Here is a 16,626-nt window from a genome sequence, read left to right as displayed (position 1 = left end):
TCTGAAGTTTGAATTGGGGCGGGCTTTATGCGTGTTCTCTTGGTCGGCATAAATTATGCCCCCGATCTGATCGGCGTGGCGAAATACAACGCCGAGCTCTGCGAAAGTTTGCTAGCCGAAGGTCATGAAGTTAGAGTGATCACGGCGCCTCCATATTATCCGGCCTGGAAGATCCCCCCTGAGTTCAAATCGTCGTATTTCAGATCGAGAGATGTTGACGGCGTTCGCGTGACACGTACGCCGATCTATGTACCCGGACATCCCTCGGGCGCCAAACGGCTGATCCATCACGCTTCATTCGCGCTCACGAGCGCGGCGCCAGTCCTCTATGAAGCGCTGTCCTGGCGTCCCGACGTTATGATCGCTGTCGCGCCATCGCTGATGTCGGCTGCCTTCGTCTCGTTCGTCGCTCGTCGCGTCGGTGGTAAATCATGGCTTCATGTTCAGGATTTCGAGGTCGACGCGGCGTTCGATCTTGGTCTGCTGCGCAGCCATTCACTGCGCAAGTGGATGTTGAGAACGGAAGCTGCAATCCTCAAATCCTTCGATCGCGTCTCAACTATTTCTGAGGCGATGCTGCTGCGCCTGGTAATCAAGGGGCTAGCGCCCAACAAAGCGCTTGAGGTCAGAAACTGGATTGATACCAGCGCGGTCTGCCCCGGATCACGAATGACAAAATACCGCCGGCAGTTAAACCTTGCTGAGGGCGATATTGTTGCGCTGTACTCTGGAACGATGTCGAACAAGCAGGGGCTCGATCTCGTAATCGAGGCTGCGGTCAGCTTGGAGCAAAGCCATCCGCATATCCATTTCATCCTTGCAGGTGAGGGGCCTCACAAGATGAGGCTTGAGCAGACGGCCGCGGGACATTCCAACATCCATTTCTTTGGGCTTCAGCCCAACGAGAGCTTCAATGAGCTGATGGCGACGGCCGATTTTCATCTCATTCCGCAGAAGGCCGAGGCGGCCGATCTGGTGTTGCCCTCGAAACTTGGCGCGATCTTCGCGTCTGCTCGGCCGGTCATAGCGATGGCCGAAGAAGGTACGGGGCTGGCGGCGGAAGTGACCGGCGCCGGTCTCGTAATCCCGCCCGGAGATTCGTCCGCTCTGGAACTTGCGATATGCCAGCTCAGTGAGGTGCCCGCGCTTCGCCAGCATTACGGCGGTGAAGGACGAAAGCGCGCGCTGGATCGATGGGATCGGCGGACCATCGTTCGTCGGTGGGCGGAAGTCATGGCGGGCGAGTCCAACTCAGCTGGGAAAGAGAGCGGCGGCCGGGCAGGCGCCAACGACAACGTTGCACTGCCGAAGGAGAATGCGGTTCGTGTCCCCTGAGGTGCCTGGCCTCAACCAGCTGCGCCCGCGCTAGCTTTGTCCACGGAGACTAGCCGAGAGAAAGCGCCGCGATGAGCGCGCTTACACCCGAGTCTCGCTCGCTGCGATGCTTGGGTCTTCCTCAGAGGGCAGCTGTTAGTTCTGCGGCGAGACGATCCATAAGGACTAGCGTGAAATCGACTGTGAGATGGTTTGCGTCTCTATAGACAACGACGCCGTCGCGCATGGCCGGACATACCAAGCCTGTGCAAATCGACGATGTTAGGTCGATCATGCGCGCGTTGTTGATGGACGAGACGGCACGTTGCTCTGCTTCGAACACTTCGTTGCTTGTAGTGAGCGAAAGACTACTGCTGCACGTGCTGAATGGTAGGCCGCGCCATTCCGCCCGAGCGAGACAATTGCCGACCGGGTGGTAAGGAGTGGGATTGTCGCGGATCACAATGAGCTTGGCCTTGGCCGCTTCGAGCTTCTTGAGGACTCCAAATAATCCACGCTCCCACGTTTCAATGCTCACTGCGTGAGGTCCCAGATTGGTGAATGGTCCCTTGACGTTTCCGCTCGAAAACTGCGCCAACAGTATCGCGTCCGGGCTATCTTGAGTTTTTATCATCGCGATTGCCTGCTCGCGCCAGCTTGCGCACTGGGGCGAAAGCCGCCGAAGTCGCAAACTGTAGACTTTGGAAACCGGGATATCGGCGACAGGACAGGAAGCCCTTAGGTAAGTGATAAGCCGCCATCCTCTCTGTTCGGCAACAGTCGCAAGCGCGGTCGTCCATTGATCGGCATGAGAATCTCCCAACAGCACAATTGTCTTTGTATAGCTCGATGGGCCGAACACGCAGCGGATGGGACTTTGTGTCGTGAACCCGGCCAGACAACCACTCTCGCTCGAAAGTGAATATTTCGAAGTCGAGGCGACTATCTTCGCTTGCGCGGCATTCGTGACGTACTGCGCAATCGCGAACGAGAGGATGCCGGCAACTGTGGCGATTAGCGTAAGGGCGCCGCCCATGACAATTGATCGTACAGATCGTTGTGCCAGCCAGTGACTAGCTCTGATCGGGTATTCGAGCCAGGCGAGGCTGAGCGAGGAGAGAACGACCGTCATGACAAAGAAAAGGCAGTTAGCGAGTGCCGTGCTGCCGACAAGCACCGTACCGAGAACTGCAATCGGCCAATGCCAGAGGTAGATGGCGTAGGACCGGGCACCGAAAAACTGAAACGGCTGCGTCCTGAGCAAAGGGGACGGTCCAGCAGGATTGTCCCCTGTGAGCAGCAGCAGTGCCGTAGCTATCACTGGAACAACGGCAACTACTCCCGGGAACGGCATGAAGCCGTCGATAGCAAAGAATGACAGGATGAGAATCGCAAATGACAACCATCCGATGATTGAACTTGAGCCCGGCTGCTTTGCCCAACGCTCGAAGGGTCTTGTTGCGATCAGAGCTCCTGCTCCAAACTCCCACGCTCGAGGGGGCGCGAGATAGAACGCCCAAGCTTGCTTGCCGTAGGTCAGGTGGATGCAGCTAGCGAACGATCCGAACACTACAATCAATAAGGCTAGCAGGAGGATCTTTTGGCTGAACCGACCGACAATGAGGAGAAACGCGGGCCAGACTAAGTAAAATTGTTCCTCGACTGAAAGTGACCAGGTATGAAGGAAGGGATTGAGCGAACTTTCGGGGGCGAAATAGTTCATGGACTGGTGGAGGAGCCAGACATTGGCGGCATACAGCGCTGAAGCGGCGGCCGACTTGGCCATTTCCTTCTGTTCAAAGGGCGCCAGCACGAAGTATCCGATGATCAAGGTCGCTAGCGTGACTGCGAAGGCGGCAGGCAAGAGTCTCTTAGCCCTGCGACCATAGAAGCCAAGAAAATCGAGTTTCCCGGTCGCGGCTATCTCCCGAAGCAGAAGTTGCGTGATCAGGAAACCGGATATGACGAAGAAGACGTCTACGCCGACAAATCCGCCGGTTAAGCCTGGAACTCCGTAGTGAAAGGCGACGACCGATAGAACTGCGATCGCCCTAAGCCCCTCGACATCAGCTCTGAAATGGGCCGCCGCTCGCGATACGGGTTGCATATCTATTGCCGCATACGTTGAATCAAAACGCGGAGACATTCAGTACTGCGCATTTCGTTCGGGGAGTGTGGCCGTTTTCGGTTGTTCGTAGGGCGGCGGCGAGGCAAGGGCGACTGTCGCCGGATACGCGCGGGAGAACGGGCGCGGCCGGCCAGGAGTCGAGAGGCAATCAGCAGATCAGATCCGCTTCGGACCAAAGCCGAGAGGTGGCCGTCATTCGATGACTTCAGCCTTAGACTTGTTCACAAAATATCGAAATAGGCGCCCCCAGAGGCACGCTTCGCAAACCGGTGCTCAGCGACAGACTTCTCCATATCGACACCCCGCATCCAACCCTCCGGACAACCAAGGCTGCGCCATGCCGGCGCATAACGCAAACCCGTCACTCATTGGAAGGCCTTTTCCGAAAGCACCCGAAAGTATTGCCGCGACAGAGCCCGCGTTATTGCAGCGCCCGCAGTTCTTCAAGGAGCAGTCAGGCGGGTCTTTCGAATCTACGTCGGTGATCGTCCCACCGGTGCTTCGACTTTTCAAAGTGAATTCGGTGGTTGACGTCGGCTGCGGTGTCGGTGCCTGGCTGCACGAATTCGCTACGAACGGTGTGAGCGATTATCTCGGAATTGACGGTGACTACGTGCCTCGCGATCAGCTCAGGATTCCGTCGGAAAGGTTCAAATCCATGGACCTTCGGTCCATCACCGATCTCGGTCGCAAATTCGATTTGGCCTGTTCGTTAGAGGTGGCCGAGCATTTGCCCGAGAGTAGCGCGAATGAGTTCGTCTCCGCGCTCGTGGACGCTGCGCCAATCGTACTGTTCTCTGCTGCCATCAAGGGTCAAGGCGGTAGAAACCACCTGAACGAGCAGTGGCCATCCTACTGGGCAGAACGTTTCAGCGGCCATGGTTACAACGCCTTCGATTGCGTCCGACCGCAGATATATGACGACAGCCGAATTCGGCCCTGGTATCGACAGAACCTTCTCGTCTTTTGTCGGGGCGATTGTTGTCCCGAAGGTTTTTCCTCTCTAACCAGCCCCTTCGATCTGGATCGCGTCTTGCCCGACTACTTTGAGTACAAGCTCCAGGAAGCCACCGAAGGCAAGAGTGCGGCGATAGCGGCAAGACATCTCCTCGGAAAGCTTGGGTCTTGGCAAGAGCAGCGAGACGTCGGTCCGGTCTCTAACGCCTCATTCCCACTGCTGGTAGAAGATGCGGTTCGCTTGCCTAAAGAGGATGACTCCCCGATGACCTCGCTTAGGCAAGAGCTGCCAACAGTAAGCGCCGCGAGAACACTTACTTGCTTCTCATCAATCGCGATGACGACCTACCGACAGGCTATTCGTGTCGCGCAAAGTAGCGGAAGCCGTGCTGCTTGATCAGCTCGTCCCGCTTCGCGGATTCGAGATCTTCCTTCATCATTTCTCGAACCAGGCTTTCGAACGACGTCTTGGGCTCCCAGCCGAGTTTCCGTTTGGCCTTTGACGGATCACCAAGAAGCGTCGCGACCTCGGTGGGACGGAAGTAGCGCGGATCGACGGAAACGATGCATTTCCCTGTAGCAGCATCGTATCCATTTTCCTCGACACCGGTTCCCTTCCACCGGATCTTGATGCCGATTTCGCTCGCCGCCACGTTCACGAAATCTCGTACCGAATGTTGAACGCCGGTTGCGATGACGAAATCTTCCGGTTTTTCTTGTTGCAGCATCAACCACTGCATCTCGACGTAGTCGCGCGCGTGTCCCCAATCGCGCAGTGCATCGAGATTACCAAGATAGAGCCGCTCCTGTAGGCCCAAATGGATCCGCGCCAAAGCTCGCGTGATCTTTCGGGTTACGAAGGTTTCGCCGCGGACGGGAGATTCGTGGTTAAACAGGATGCCGTTGCAAGCATACATCCCGTAAGCTTCGCGGTAATTGACCGTGATCCAATAAGCGTAGAGCTTGGCGACAGCGTACGGCGAACGCGGGTAAAAAGGAGTGGTCTCCTTTTGAGGGATTTCCTGAACGAGGCCGTAGAGTTCGGACGTCGATGCCTGGTAGAACCGGGTCGTCTTTTCCAATCCGACGATCCGCATCGCCTCCAGAATTCGAAGGGTACCGAGGCCGTCGGAATTCGCCGTATATTCGGGTTCCTCGAACGAAACGGCAACGTGGCTCTGCGCCGCGAGATTGTAGATCTCGTCTGGCTGCACATGGCCAACGATCCGGATCAGGCTCGATGAATCCGTTAGATCGCCATAGTGCAACCGGAACGGCGGGTCCGGCTCATGCGGGTCAAGGTAAAGGTGATCGATTCGGTCGGTATTGAAGAGGGAGGTCCGGCGCTTGATGCCGTGGACCTCGTATCCCTTCTGTAGAAGAAGTTCGGCCAAATAAGCGCCGTCCTGGCCGGTGACGCCGGTAATAAGTGCTCGTTTCTTTGTCATATCAGTCCCAAAATAGAAATTTGTGCTTACACGAAATTGATTTGGATAGGGAGGGTGAAGCCGAACGAAAATCAAGCTTAGATTAACGGCAGCTTGGCTGCAGCGGGTGTGCCAAAAGTCCTCCGCAGAGAAAAGGTGGATCGGATTGATGACAGCTTTCAGGCTTGGCCCCGGTAGTCGGCCAGTAGCCTAGCTAGAAGGCGGTGACGTCTCGTGTCCACCGTTGTGGATCTGTACCAGAGTCCGCGCGCACGATAACGTACCGATCCAGCGCATCGACTAGCGGCGTCACGACCGGGCTCAGATCATCGAGTACAAGGACCGCTCTTCCCTCACGCACAAGCAGCACGAGGTGGTGCTCTCCGGTTGATCGGATGATGACCTCGGCGAGAAGGACTGATGAGCTGGGCCAGCCGGATCGCAGCAGTAGATGGCGCTTGGTGACCGCATAACGCGCAATTGCCTTCGTAAGGGAATATCTGCCACTCCGCGTCACGCCGGCTTGCGGGCGGATCTTTCGGCGCTATGCCGGAATTCACCGTTGAATTGATCTGGGCGAGTTCTCGCCAGCGCTGAATTGAGGAGCGGAAATCTCTGATCCTGCGATCCTCGTGGTGCTGGCAGTCCTCGGGATATTGAATGCAGAATTGTGAAAATGAGAGCGGTGGCGTCACCGCTTGGGATTCGTAGTTTGAATAGGCAGGCTGGCTGCAAACGCAATACATTATGGCCAGCATGCGGATCGCATGTCTGATCATCGAAAGTTGGCCTGACATTCTTGATTGCTAGTCGAATTATATTGCGGCGCAATGGAAGCGCTATGACAATTGTGAGGCAATCGGTGCACAATCGTGGCGCAATGCGCCGAGTCGATCTCGACCGGCTGACGGCGACCAGGCATAATCCGCTACGTCGTCTCTCACGAGCTTTGCCCTCCTGTGTCACGCAGCCTGTTCCTGCTTCGTGCCCTTCCTACATACTAGCGCTATCCATGCAGAACCTCGTCAGCAACACCTGCTTGAGGAACTCGGCGCCGCCTGGGCTGACCTCAATACGAGCAAGACGCCCAGTGTTCGAGGGTGAGATTTTAATTTCAATCGTCATCAGTACTCACAAGAAATTCTAGAGCATCATTGTGGGGCCGAGCTTCTGTGAACGGGGGCGGCGCGGCCGAGCTATCAGGAGCATCGAGATCATCCTCACCGGCAATGCCAACTGGTGCAAAGAGCGCATACCTGCGCGCGTATGTGAGTGCCGCTCCCATTCGATGGGGAGCCTCCAGGTCTTTGCCGGCACACACCGGAGGTCCGACGGAATCCACTCCCCCGACGACTGGGCAAGAGGCGTGGTGAGGTAGATATGGCCGGTCGCCTGCTCGGTTCGCGTCGTCTGAATTGTTGCAATTTCTTGCTGGCTCAGCGTCTTCCGCACCACGTCAAGCCCGCTTGCAAGCGAGGCGTAGCGGAAGGTTCGGCTTCCCTCTCTCGGGAAGGTCGACTGGATTGTAGCCGTTAGTGTATTCTCAGAGCCTGACCGAAAAAGGGTGAGCGGTTTTGGCCGGCTTGTGATTCCTTCGGATTTGCAAAGATTCGAGGGAGGACACCATGCCGTGGACCAAAACCGCTCGCATCCAGTATCAGCGCGATGGACTGCGTTACGCAAGCGATCTGACCGATGCCGAATGGGCGCTGATCGCGCGGAAGATGCCGCCGCGACGGCGATTGGGTCGGCCGCGGGAGGTCGATTTGCGCGAGATCGTCCAGGCGATCTTCTATGTCCTGTGGAGTGGCTGCCAATGGCGAGCCTTGCCGAAGGGGTTCCCGCCATACTCGACAGTGCAGGGCTATTACGCTTGGCGCGACACAGGCAGATGGCAGGAGATTGTCGAATCTCTAGTTCCGGAGGCGCACTCACCGTCGATTTCGATTGAACGTCTGCGAGCGTGAAAATGCCGGACAAACCTGTCAGATCAATCGTGTCGCCTTGGGTGCGGTCAAAGTCCGTGATGGTGTCTGCTCCGCCGCCATCGGCATAGACGAAAATGTCGGAGCCGTTCCCGCCAGTCAGGATATCGGCACCGCCACGGCCATCGATCCGGTCGTTGCCATCCCTGCCGTCGAGCGTATTGGCATTGGCATCTCCGAGGATGACGTCGGCAAACGACGAACCACGGACGGCAGTCACGCCGGTGAACGCATCTGTCCCGACACGTGCGAGGTCACCCGAGGCTGTCCCGTCGGGAGTTGCAGGAGGAGGAGGGGGGAAGGCGAAGAGGAGGACGAAGCCGAGGAGGAAGAAGAAGAGGAAAGCATTAGGATCTTTACGAGTCTCTTCAGGAGGACGAAGAGACCCGCAACCACATGCCCGACTTCATCAAGAAAAAGCTGGACAATCCGCCCTTGCCGCCTGGCATGACGGCGGATCTCTTCCATGCCCTCTTTACCTCCGTCGCCGAGAGGATGAAGCCACACCGTCCGAAGTCTGACTTGGAGTTTCTCGCCGTGTTCGATGCCGCGATGGCGATCGCCCGCCTCATGTGGCTCGACGGCCTGACCGCCGGGGTTGTGAACAACAACCGTCGCGAGGCGGTGAAGCGTTAGATAAGAAGCTGCACGCCGTTGTGCCGTCCTCCAAGAAGAAAAAGGACGATTACGATCGCTTCGCGGGGGAAGTCGCGATGGACTACTTCGCCGATGCTGATCATCGCAAGGAGTTCAGCTCAAGACTGGCGCGCGGCGGCTTTGGCGGCGATGCTGTCGACACTGAGGCGTTTCAGCGTGCCCTTCCTTCGTTGCAGAAGATCGAGGCTATGCGCAAATCAGCGATCAAGGAACGCGATCAGGCCTTTAAGGAGCTTGAGCGCGCCTTTTCTGTCCGCCATCCCCAGCAGCGTATGCCGCTCAGCATGGCAGCGTCGCGTAACCTCTATAATGAGATGCGGGAGGAAAAGGAACTGAGGAGGCAGGAGCGCTTGCTGGAGAAATCCAAGAAGGCGGCTCAGAATGGCGACGCGTAAGCAAATCGCAGCAAAATCGACGCAACGCGGCCCGGAGCACCGGGCCGCGCACGCAACAGGGCAAGGCTCGTTCTCGGATGAATGCGCTTCGCCACGGGTTTGCGGCAAAAGCGCCGGGGCAAAACAAGACCTGGGATCAGAACTCTTCGACCTCAGTGGAGGAAATCTGGGCTCGAATCGCGCAAATCGAGGACGAGCGCCTCAAGCTGGCATGCTCCATCGATGAATTGATGGCGACCCATCTCCGAGCCCGTTCTTGAAAGCCTGAAAAGACTCGCCGCGCTGGATCGCTATCTCGAGCGCGCCCGATCGAAGCGGAGAAACGTTGTTGAATGAGCTCGTATGCCTGCCAATTTCTGCGGGATTCCAAATACGTGGGGGGCGTTGCTGAAAAATTGGCTTCGTTCTGCGCAATTTGCGGTGACGGATGCGCTCAAGCACGTCGTGGCCGATGAGGTACATCGCCGAGCTGCGCTCGCTGCGTTGGCCGGTCTTCTTACGGCTGGATTGCTCGTTGGGCCATGCTGATCGGCTGGCCTCGCGGCTTAAAACAAACCGCCGCCGGCCGGGTTGTCCGAAACGGCGGCGGTCGTTGATAGAGTCAGGCTGCGCTCAGCCAAGCGCTCTCGAATTTACCGGACGTACCAATATCCCCACCAGCGCTGGGACACGGGTCGTGCCTGCGCCTTCATGGCCGCGACTTCCTCGACCGGGCGAAGCTGCGGGCCATAGATGGCGGGCGGGTAGACGTCATCCCACAGCACAACTCCGCCTTGGAGGGCGGCCGCCCGATGATACGCCGGATCAAGCGCGAGCTCGGCGGCTGGCGCTACGGACGCCGTCAAGGTGAGGCCAAGAGCAGACAGGGCAATCGATGGAATAAGCACGCGGAAGTTCATTGGATTGAATCCCTTCTAAATGCGATGCGAAATAATGCGACGGCTCCCGGACAGTTGCAAGAGCATCGGCCGACCGATCGGCCCGAAATTCCCGTTGCGGGAAGCGGGGTCTGCGCGAAGCGCTCCTGCTCGACGATCAAAGCCTCGGGCCCGCAAGCTCGCAAAAGCATCTCTATATATATATAGAGAGTGATCGTTGCCGGCCGAAATGAGAGGTGGGGGAGGATGATCGGACACGGCATCGCCTTGCATGCACACAAGTGGTCGAGGCGTGAACAATCTTTCGGCGCCGGGAGTCATCGAGAATCATGATGTCGACACACTGCTCGGTCTTGATGTGTCCCCGGACTATCCGGGACGACTCTCCATGGCTTCTACATTTGTCTCCGCTTCCATTTTTGGCGCTGGCCTCATCTTGGGATACGCGCTGCGTGCTTGGCGCGTCCAGCGAAGGGCTGCAAGCTCCGTTGAGACTCCCACCTCAACATTCGGCCATGCCAGACGAGTCTTTTAGGCACCGTCCGGCTCGCCGGCGGGCACTCGGGGGTCTCACTGAAACGAATAGGGGCATGACGAGATGAGTGAACCCAAGAAGGACTCTCCGCGCCGATACATCGTGGATGGCGCGGGAGAGCGTGTTCTCGTCGGCCTGACGATTTCGGAGACGGTCGAGTTCGAAACGCTGGACAATCCGGATGCGCGATTGCGCGCCGGTTTGCCTGACCAGGAGCATCCTCTGCAGCAGAACGAGCACGGCGCACGTTGGCTGGAGCTCTACGTCAAGCATGAGCGAGCCTGGAATGATTGGATGGCCGAGACGCGTGCCCGGCCGCAGAAACCCTGCTTGCTCAATTAGGCGAGGCGCTTCACCTCTGAGCGCCGAGGCCCATTCGACCCTCGTCGCGGAAGGGCTTTGGCAGGCAGATGGCAAGCGGTTGCCACCATGTCACACCGCGAGCATGCGGCTTCCCTGGATGCTCATCAGGGTGAGATTGCCGGTCGCATAGGCCCCGGTGTCGATGTTGGCGCGATTATTTCGCACGTCGGCGCTCCGCACCGGCGTGTGACCGTGCACGATATACTTGCCGAAATGCTTCTCGCTCTCCAGGAACTCATGGCGAATCCACAAAAGATCGTCCTCTTGCTGTTCGGATAACGCCACGCCTGGTCGAACGCCCGCATGCACGAAGAAGAAATCCCCGCACGTAAAGCTCAGCCGCAGATCGTCCAGAAATTCCAGATGTTCAGTCGGCATCGCGCGAATCAAATCGCGCAAGATCGATGTCGGCTCGTCCCGCTTCAGATCCGGCGGGGCGAGCCCGTAAGACATCAATGTCTGGGTCCCACCGACGGCGATCCAATGCTCGAACAGTGAAGGGTCTTCGAACACCCTCACCAGAAAGGCCTCGTGATTACCCTTCAGGAAGACCGCATTTCCTCGGCGACTACGCTCGACCAGGATGTCGAGTGTAGAGCGCGTGTTCGGACCGCGATCAATATAATCGCCCATGAAAACCTCGATCGCATAGCGCGGGCGACTGCGAGCCACGTCGGCGTCGATTACCCGCAACATGGGCTGGAGCAGATGCGCACAGCCGTGAATATCCGAGATCGCATAGATGCGAACTCCCTCCGGCAGGTGCGGCTTGTGGATTGGCCGACGTGGTCTGGCGAAAGATATCATGGCGCTAATCGATCAGGTGGTCGAGAAATTTCCCCAAGTCGCCGGCACCTGAGAACTCCCCAAGTCGCGCACAACGCACGGTCGATGGAGTAGCGTCATCGTTCTCTGGCGTGATCACGCCAAAAGAAGGGCGGAAATTGTTACATACCCCGTTTGCGCGCGCCGCGCCCAAAAGTGGCCCGTGCGAATTGCATTGCTGAAGTGCAGAGCGCGGCAAAGATGCATCCCTCGTTGCAAATCTAGCGATGCATCCACAGATAGAAACCAATCGAAGTTCCCGCAAATGACTCGTCGCGGTCCCGCAACGGGATTGGGCTCCCTCAAAGATGAGCGAAGACGCGCTCGCGCGATCGCTGAAGCATCTGTTGGATGTGGAACTTGATTCAAAATAGGGCAGCGCGTCGCCGATGTGTCAGCACTGTGACGAGAGCCACGAATTGTCGATGCGCATGTCTACGTCACGCATTATCCGTGCATCGCAAAAGTTTTGCGTGCGGCGCCACAATATCGCTGCGATCACTTAACACCCTTCGTCTGGGAAGCGGGAAATCTTCAGCATCACAATGACCGCCAGGCACTCTCCACAAGTAGAGGATCGAATGGTTGTTGCAACTTATGGTTCGGATAGCACCTATGCGGTCTCCTCCGCACGGGGCACGGCTCTTCAAAGGCCTTTTCAGCTCCTCGTCATCGCGGCCGACCTTTTGCTGATCTTGCTCTGCTACGCAGTGGCGTCGGAGCTTTACAGCCTCGCCACGCCGTCATCCAGAGACGGAGCGCCCCTCGGCGCCGGACTGATCGTGAGCGCATTGTTCGTTGCAATCGCCTATTTTCAGGGTGTGTACGCAACGCACCGTTTGCTAAGTCTGGTCTGGCAATTGCGCAAAGCGGTGATCATCTGGCTGGTGTCACTAACAATCCTTGCGGTCGCGGCGTTTCTATTGAAATCGTCGGACAATCTGTCCCGCGGCACGTTCCTCATCTTCACCGGAGTTGGCGGCGTTGGGTTGCTCAGCCTGCGCTTTGTGTGGCAGTGGGCGCTCGGCACGAGCTTTGCCAAGGGCCGATTGGTCGATCGCAAGGTTGCCCTGCTCAGCCTGAAGCCGCTTGATTTCACCTCGAGCCGTTTCAAGGACCTGCGCAAGAACGGATTCGACGTGGTTCGCCATTTCGTGCTTCCCGCTAACAACAATGGGACCGGCTGGGAGAGGCAAATCCGCGATGTCATTCTCCAATCCCGTGCAGCAGATGTCGAGGAGTACCTGCTGGCGGTTGACTGGAACGAACTGCCGTTGTTGCAGCAACTCGAACTGCACTTGCGCGCTGTACCACAGCCGATCCGTCTCTTGCCGGATAATTCCATCGCTGATCTGGTGTCGCGCCCGTTTTTGCCGGTCAGCGGCACGGTGGCAATCGAGATTCAGCGACCACCACTCAGCGTGTTTGAACGTCTCCAGAAGCGCTGCCTCGACATCGGTCTGGCCTTGTTTTCGCTAGTGGCCCTAGCGCCTGTGCTGATCACCGTCTCCATTCTGATCAAGCTGGATTCGCCTGGGAGCGTGATCTTTCGACAAACGCGCCGCGGCTTCAATGGCAAGCCGTTTGATATCTGGAAATTTCGCAGCATGTACGTGTGCGAGAATGGTCACTCGATTACTCAGGCAACCAAAAGGGACGCGCGCGTCACGAGGATTGGGCGCTTCCTCCGCATGACCAGCATCGACGAGTTGCCCCAGCTCTGGAACGTGCTGCGCGGCGACATGTCGTTGGTCGGACCACGCCCACATGCGCTCGCCCACGACAACTACTATGACGAGATCATCAGCAATTACGTATACCGCCACCACATGAAGCCAGGCCTCACGGGCTGGGCTCAGGTTAACGGCTTCCGAGGCGAGACGCCGACCATCGACCTCATGGAAAAGCGGGTAGAATATGATGTTTGGTATGTAAGGAATTGGAGTATTTGGCTCGACCTGAAAATCATGGCGCGAACGGCGGCTACCGTCATTTCCCAGGAGGCGTACTAGGTCAGCGCAGGCGGCCTTGGCGGCCGACGGCACGGACTCATAGGCGCTGAGCTAGATGCGGATTGAGGCGAGAGCTCCTTTTGGAGCCTTTGAATTAGGCGTCGCGCCAATCACCACGTTTCAGGTCTTATGCCTGCGCATCCTGTTCCACAGCCGCACGATGACCTCCCGCACTGCGATCAGCCGGGGGACTAGGACGAAAAAGGCTCCCATTGCGAATGATCCGAGGGCGTAACGAAGGGAGAATTGTTCATTGGGATCGGGCTGGTCTTGATGCTTTTCAATCGGGACCGGCGCAAGGATTGTTCCCGACCTCTTGAGCCGCGATCGCGACCCGCGGGGAGGGACCACGATGAGCACGAATAAAACGTTGAGCAGCAGCCAGATGCTCAATATCGCAAGTACCGTCATCGAGTCCCACCGAAATGCAAGACCAAGTATGGGTCAATTAACCCTCGGAACCTCAGAAGGAAAGGACGCGCAACGCGTTTGGAGCGCCGGCCGGCTCCTTCCAGCCGATGAGTTCCCGAGATACTCTATCTCGATCACCTCACGCCCGCCTTCATCAATCCGTGCAAAATCGGCTACGACAATGAACGTTGTTTGTGGACTCCGTACGACTACGGTCGGCTGGACCTATGGATCGCGCGAGCGCTAGGTGAGTTCGCCGCCGGCGGCAACCGCCCCGCGCGGCGCAAGAGAATTGATTGTGAACAGAAAACGCGCAGCGGCGCGCCAAGCACGCCGGTTTGCCTGAACGATCGAAGATCTGGAACCTGTGAAGTCAATTTCGGCATCACCCGGATCGACGTGGTGAGCTTGAGAAGGCCTGGCTCAATTCGGTTCGTATGACATCTAAGCGCGTCCACCAAACGCCACGAGTGGATGTTTGCTCCGGGAAGCACTCTTCGGACCAAGCGCCGTACCAGCACTGGAAATCGCACCTTCGACTAGATCTTCGTCTCAAATTGGATGAACTGTGACCGAGATGAACAAGTTCACGCCTCGTGCTTTGGTGCCGAGAGTCCCCGCGCTTCATCAGGAGTGCTGTCCGAATTCAACCGCGCAGTGTCGCCAGGAAGGACGGGTCGATCGATTCAACGGCATCTTCCAGGAAAGCCTTGCCCAGTTTTGATGCCCTCCGATAAGCGGATACAAGTGCCGATCTCGACCCAGGTCGGCGAATCAGGATGAGCCGAACGTCATTGCGTACGAGGTCCTTGACATCGGGAAGGGCGAGTGCGTCGAAGCGGGCCGCCATGTCGATCCGCACCGGCATCAATCGCGCGTCGTTCGGTGCGACGAAATACGCCATCTTCAGGGCCTCGACCACGACCGGATCGTGCGGGTCGCGCTGGACCTGAAGCTGAGCTAGCGCCAGCCATAGTTCAGGATTGTAAGGAGACATCGACAGCGTCCGCCGGACCCGGCCGAGAGGGTCGGTATGCGCTATTGATCGCAGGATCGTGGGCCTCTGTTGACCGGACTCGATTGTCTGCAGCGCGGCGCTCAAGGCATGATTGCTCTCCAGCTCCGATCCAAACGGCGAGAGCGTTGCCAACAATGAGGGCACCTCTCCAGTCCAGCGCGCCCCAATCTTGGCTGCATCCGTGGGAAATGCCGTCCGCCTCGGCGCCGTCACCTCCGTTATGGCCGACACAATCGCATAGGGTCCGACCGTCAAGGCCAATGCCATCAGAAGAATGCGAAATCTCGATGAACTCATCTTCGATGGACTAGTTCAATATAAGGCCAATCTTAAGGCGCGCGGTATGCCGCCGAGCGGCTAGTGCCGCTGGTCCGCCCCGCGGATTGTGCAAGTCCAACTCCGACCATCACCGCTACGATCGCTTGAAGCGTGGGGTTTGAGAGGCTCGAATCAAGAAGGCTCTCGCAGAGTACAACGACAACGCCGGCGGCCGCGGCGGCCGCGAAAAAGGAATCGCGTCCTCGCTGAACGGCGCCGCGAAAGCTAACGAGGAAGAACTGGCCGGCGAAGGCTGCCAGGATGGCACTCGCCAATCTTCCCGCCTCGATGGCCATCAAGACTGCGGTGGAAGGAGGGTCCGCCAGCGCCCCGCCGAACTCCTGATAGGCTATCGAAGTCAGCTCAAAGGTCCCGAGGCCATTCCCCCACGTCGGTGCATCAGAGAGCAGGTGCTTTGCCGGGGCAACTACTTCAGGGCGGAGGCTGACGAATCCAAGGAGGCCCAAGCCTCCGGATAAAGAGTGCGGCAGGGCCATCGCGCTGGCGATTGCTGCAAGGACCAAGAACAAAAGCGCCGAAGGCCAAAACCGGAATCCCAAGCGCCGGACAGTGGCTATGAACACGAGGACCATCAATCCGCAGCCAGTAACCGCCACCAATTTGTGTTGTCCGAGGGCCGCAAGTGCGGCGAACGCCACGGCAATTCCCAACAGACCGGAAAAAACGCCCACCCACAGCTGGGGCGAGGCCAGATTGTGGATGTTCTGCTGGTGCAGGTGGCGTTCGAGTGCCCTGGCGACGAGTGCGCCATTTGCCAGTATCGCAAGAGCGGCTGCTGCTGGAAACAGGCTCGTAGCCGCACCTGTCTGGGGAATGATTCCGGCGAATGAATCGAGCCGGCTGAGTAGGAACTCGACTGACATGAGGGTCGTCACTGCGCACAATACGAACAAGATTGTTTCGGCCGTACGCCGATCCCTGGCGATGATGACGGTCGACACCAGGAGCGACACATCGACCAGATATTGAAAGAGGCTTTGCAACGTTGCGCCGGGATCAACGCTGATGCGGCCTGGCAGCGATGGTTGATTCAATGCGATCGAAGTCGCTGACCAGATCGGGTTCGCAAGCGAAGAAGTGGAGATTGGAAAGATCTGCAATGTCATCCAGACGATCGGAAGCAAGAATATAAGGATAAATTGCTTCAGCAACTGCGCAGCAGACGCGATTTGCGCCTCCGGACCTCTTATTACCATGGTCATCATCAACGCAGTAGCAAGTGAAATCACATGCTGTGCGAAGGAGCCGCTTGTGATGGCCAAGATCGGAGTCGCGGCCAGCAATGTGATTAAAAGCCAGGAAGCGGTGAGCAATCGGAGAACCGTGAGACGTGGAAGCGCGAATGGAGTGCAGCATTGCACACGTGGGACATTGATACGCGT

At 57.7% G+C, this 16,626-nt stretch carries 14 protein-coding genes and 3 pseudogenes; 7 read left to right on the top strand and 10 right to left on the bottom strand.

Annotation, left to right across the window (positions count from 1 at the left end):
* The first annotated feature begins 27 nt into the window (after nt 1-27).
* Nucleotides 28-1,335 carry a WcaI family glycosyltransferase gene (locus IVA96_RS05480; RefSeq protein WP_247415895.1) on the top strand — a complete coding sequence of 436 codons (1,308 nt, stop codon included), beginning with the start codon at nt 28-30 and terminating at the stop codon, nt 1,333-1,335.
* A gap of 121 nt (nt 1,336-1,456) precedes the next feature.
* On the opposite strand, the gene IVA96_RS05475 is transcribed toward IVA96_RS05480, so the two are convergent.
* Nucleotides 1,457-3,460, bottom strand: a complete 2,004-nt coding sequence (locus tag IVA96_RS05475) for an acyltransferase family protein (protein WP_247415892.1) — start codon at nt 3,458-3,460, stop codon at nt 1,457-1,459.
* A gap of 319 nt (nt 3,461-3,779) precedes the next feature.
* Between IVA96_RS05475 and IVA96_RS05470 the strand changes: the two genes are divergently transcribed.
* Nucleotides 3,780-4,796: a methyltransferase domain-containing protein gene (locus tag IVA96_RS05470; RefSeq protein WP_247415889.1), complete on the top strand. Its 1,017-nt coding sequence runs from the start codon at nt 3,780-3,782 to the stop codon at nt 4,794-4,796.
* Here the strand turns inward: IVA96_RS05470 and gmd are convergent.
* The 4 genes and pseudogenes from gmd to IVA96_RS05455 all read right to left on the bottom strand — a co-directional run.
* Complete coding sequence (gene gmd, locus IVA96_RS05465) at nt 4,756-5,847, bottom strand: GDP-mannose 4,6-dehydratase (RefSeq protein WP_247415888.1); 1,092 nt, start codon at nt 5,845-5,847, stop codon at nt 4,756-4,758. The two genes, IVA96_RS05470 and gmd, sit on opposite strands and share 41 nt — an antisense overlap.
* Nucleotides 5,848-6,040: 193 nt before the next feature.
* Nucleotides 6,041-6,271: a transglutaminase-like cysteine peptidase gene (locus tag IVA96_RS35450; protein ID WP_253075125.1), complete on the bottom strand. Its 231-nt coding sequence runs from the start codon at nt 6,269-6,271 to the stop codon at nt 6,041-6,043.
* Complete coding sequence (locus tag IVA96_RS05460; RefSeq protein WP_253075124.1) at nt 6,180-6,572, bottom strand: transglutaminase-like cysteine peptidase; 393 nt, start codon at nt 6,570-6,572, stop codon at nt 6,180-6,182. The genes IVA96_RS35450 and IVA96_RS05460 overlap by 92 nt, the downstream gene beginning before the upstream one ends.
* 434 nt (nt 6,573-7,006) lie before the next feature.
* Nucleotides 7,007-7,416, bottom strand: a pseudogene (locus tag IVA96_RS05455) (ERF family protein); the annotation flags it as partial.
* Between the two features lie 35 nt (nt 7,417-7,451).
* Here IVA96_RS05455 and IVA96_RS05450 point away from each other — a divergent pair.
* Nucleotides 7,452-7,712: pseudogene (locus tag IVA96_RS05450) on the top strand (transposase); the annotation flags it as partial.
* Between the two features lie 187 nt (nt 7,713-7,899).
* Here IVA96_RS05450 and IVA96_RS35690 read toward each other — a convergent pair.
* A pseudogene (locus IVA96_RS35690) lies at nt 7,900-8,031 on the bottom strand (hypothetical protein); the annotation flags it as partial.
* Between the two features lie 176 nt (nt 8,032-8,207).
* Between IVA96_RS35690 and IVA96_RS05440 the strand changes: the two are divergent.
* A complete protein-coding gene (locus tag IVA96_RS05440; RefSeq protein WP_247415885.1) occupies nt 8,208-8,447 on the top strand; it encodes a hypothetical protein in 240 nt (79 codons plus the stop codon).
* A gap of 77 nt (nt 8,448-8,524) precedes the next feature.
* Entirely contained in the window at nt 8,525-8,863 is a 339-nt protein-coding gene (locus IVA96_RS05435) for a hypothetical protein (RefSeq protein ID WP_247415883.1), read from the top strand.
* A 632-nt stretch (nt 8,864-9,495) separates the two neighbouring features.
* Here the strand turns inward: IVA96_RS05435 and IVA96_RS05430 are convergent.
* Nucleotides 9,496-9,762 (bottom strand): hypothetical protein, encoded by a 267-nt coding sequence (locus IVA96_RS05430; protein ID WP_247415880.1) that lies wholly within the window; start codon nt 9,760-9,762, stop codon nt 9,496-9,498.
* Nucleotides 9,763-10,339: 577 nt separating this feature from the next.
* Here IVA96_RS05430 and IVA96_RS05425 point away from each other — a divergent pair.
* The gene (locus IVA96_RS05425) at nt 10,340-10,618 is read left to right on the top strand and encodes a hypothetical protein (protein ID WP_247415878.1); all 279 of its coding nucleotides are present in this window, start codon (nt 10,340-10,342) and stop codon (nt 10,616-10,618) included.
* 90 nt (nt 10,619-10,708) lie between these two features.
* Here the strand turns inward: IVA96_RS05425 and IVA96_RS05420 are convergent, their stop codons facing one another.
* Nucleotides 10,709-11,446 (bottom strand): metallophosphoesterase, encoded by a 738-nt coding sequence (locus IVA96_RS05420; protein WP_247415877.1) that lies wholly within the window; start codon nt 11,444-11,446, stop codon nt 10,709-10,711.
* 599 nt (nt 11,447-12,045) lie between these two features.
* Between IVA96_RS05420 and IVA96_RS05415 the strand changes: the two genes are divergently transcribed.
* On the top strand, nt 12,046-13,476 hold the full coding sequence (locus IVA96_RS05415) for an undecaprenyl-phosphate glucose phosphotransferase (RefSeq protein WP_247415875.1): 1,431 nt from the start codon (nt 12,046-12,048) through the stop codon (nt 13,474-13,476).
* A gap of 1,057 nt (nt 13,477-14,533) precedes the next feature.
* Here the strand turns inward: IVA96_RS05415 and IVA96_RS05410 are convergent.
* Both IVA96_RS05410 and IVA96_RS05405 read right to left on the bottom strand, forming a co-directional pair.
* Nucleotides 14,534-15,172: a hypothetical protein gene (locus tag IVA96_RS05410; RefSeq protein ID WP_247415873.1), complete on the bottom strand. Its 639-nt coding sequence runs from the start codon at nt 15,170-15,172 to the stop codon at nt 14,534-14,536.
* A 62-nt stretch (nt 15,173-15,234) separates the two neighbouring features.
* Complete coding sequence (locus tag IVA96_RS05405) at nt 15,235-16,506, bottom strand: hypothetical protein (protein WP_247415871.1); 1,272 nt, start codon at nt 16,504-16,506, stop codon at nt 15,235-15,237.
* Nucleotides 16,507-16,626: the final 120 nt, after the last annotated feature.

It is taken from the genome of Bradyrhizobium sp. 159, from assembly GCF_023073795.1.
Lineage (GTDB): Bacteria > Pseudomonadota > Alphaproteobacteria > Rhizobiales > Xanthobacteraceae > Bradyrhizobium.
This window is presented reverse-complemented; position numbering and strand designations above follow the sequence as displayed.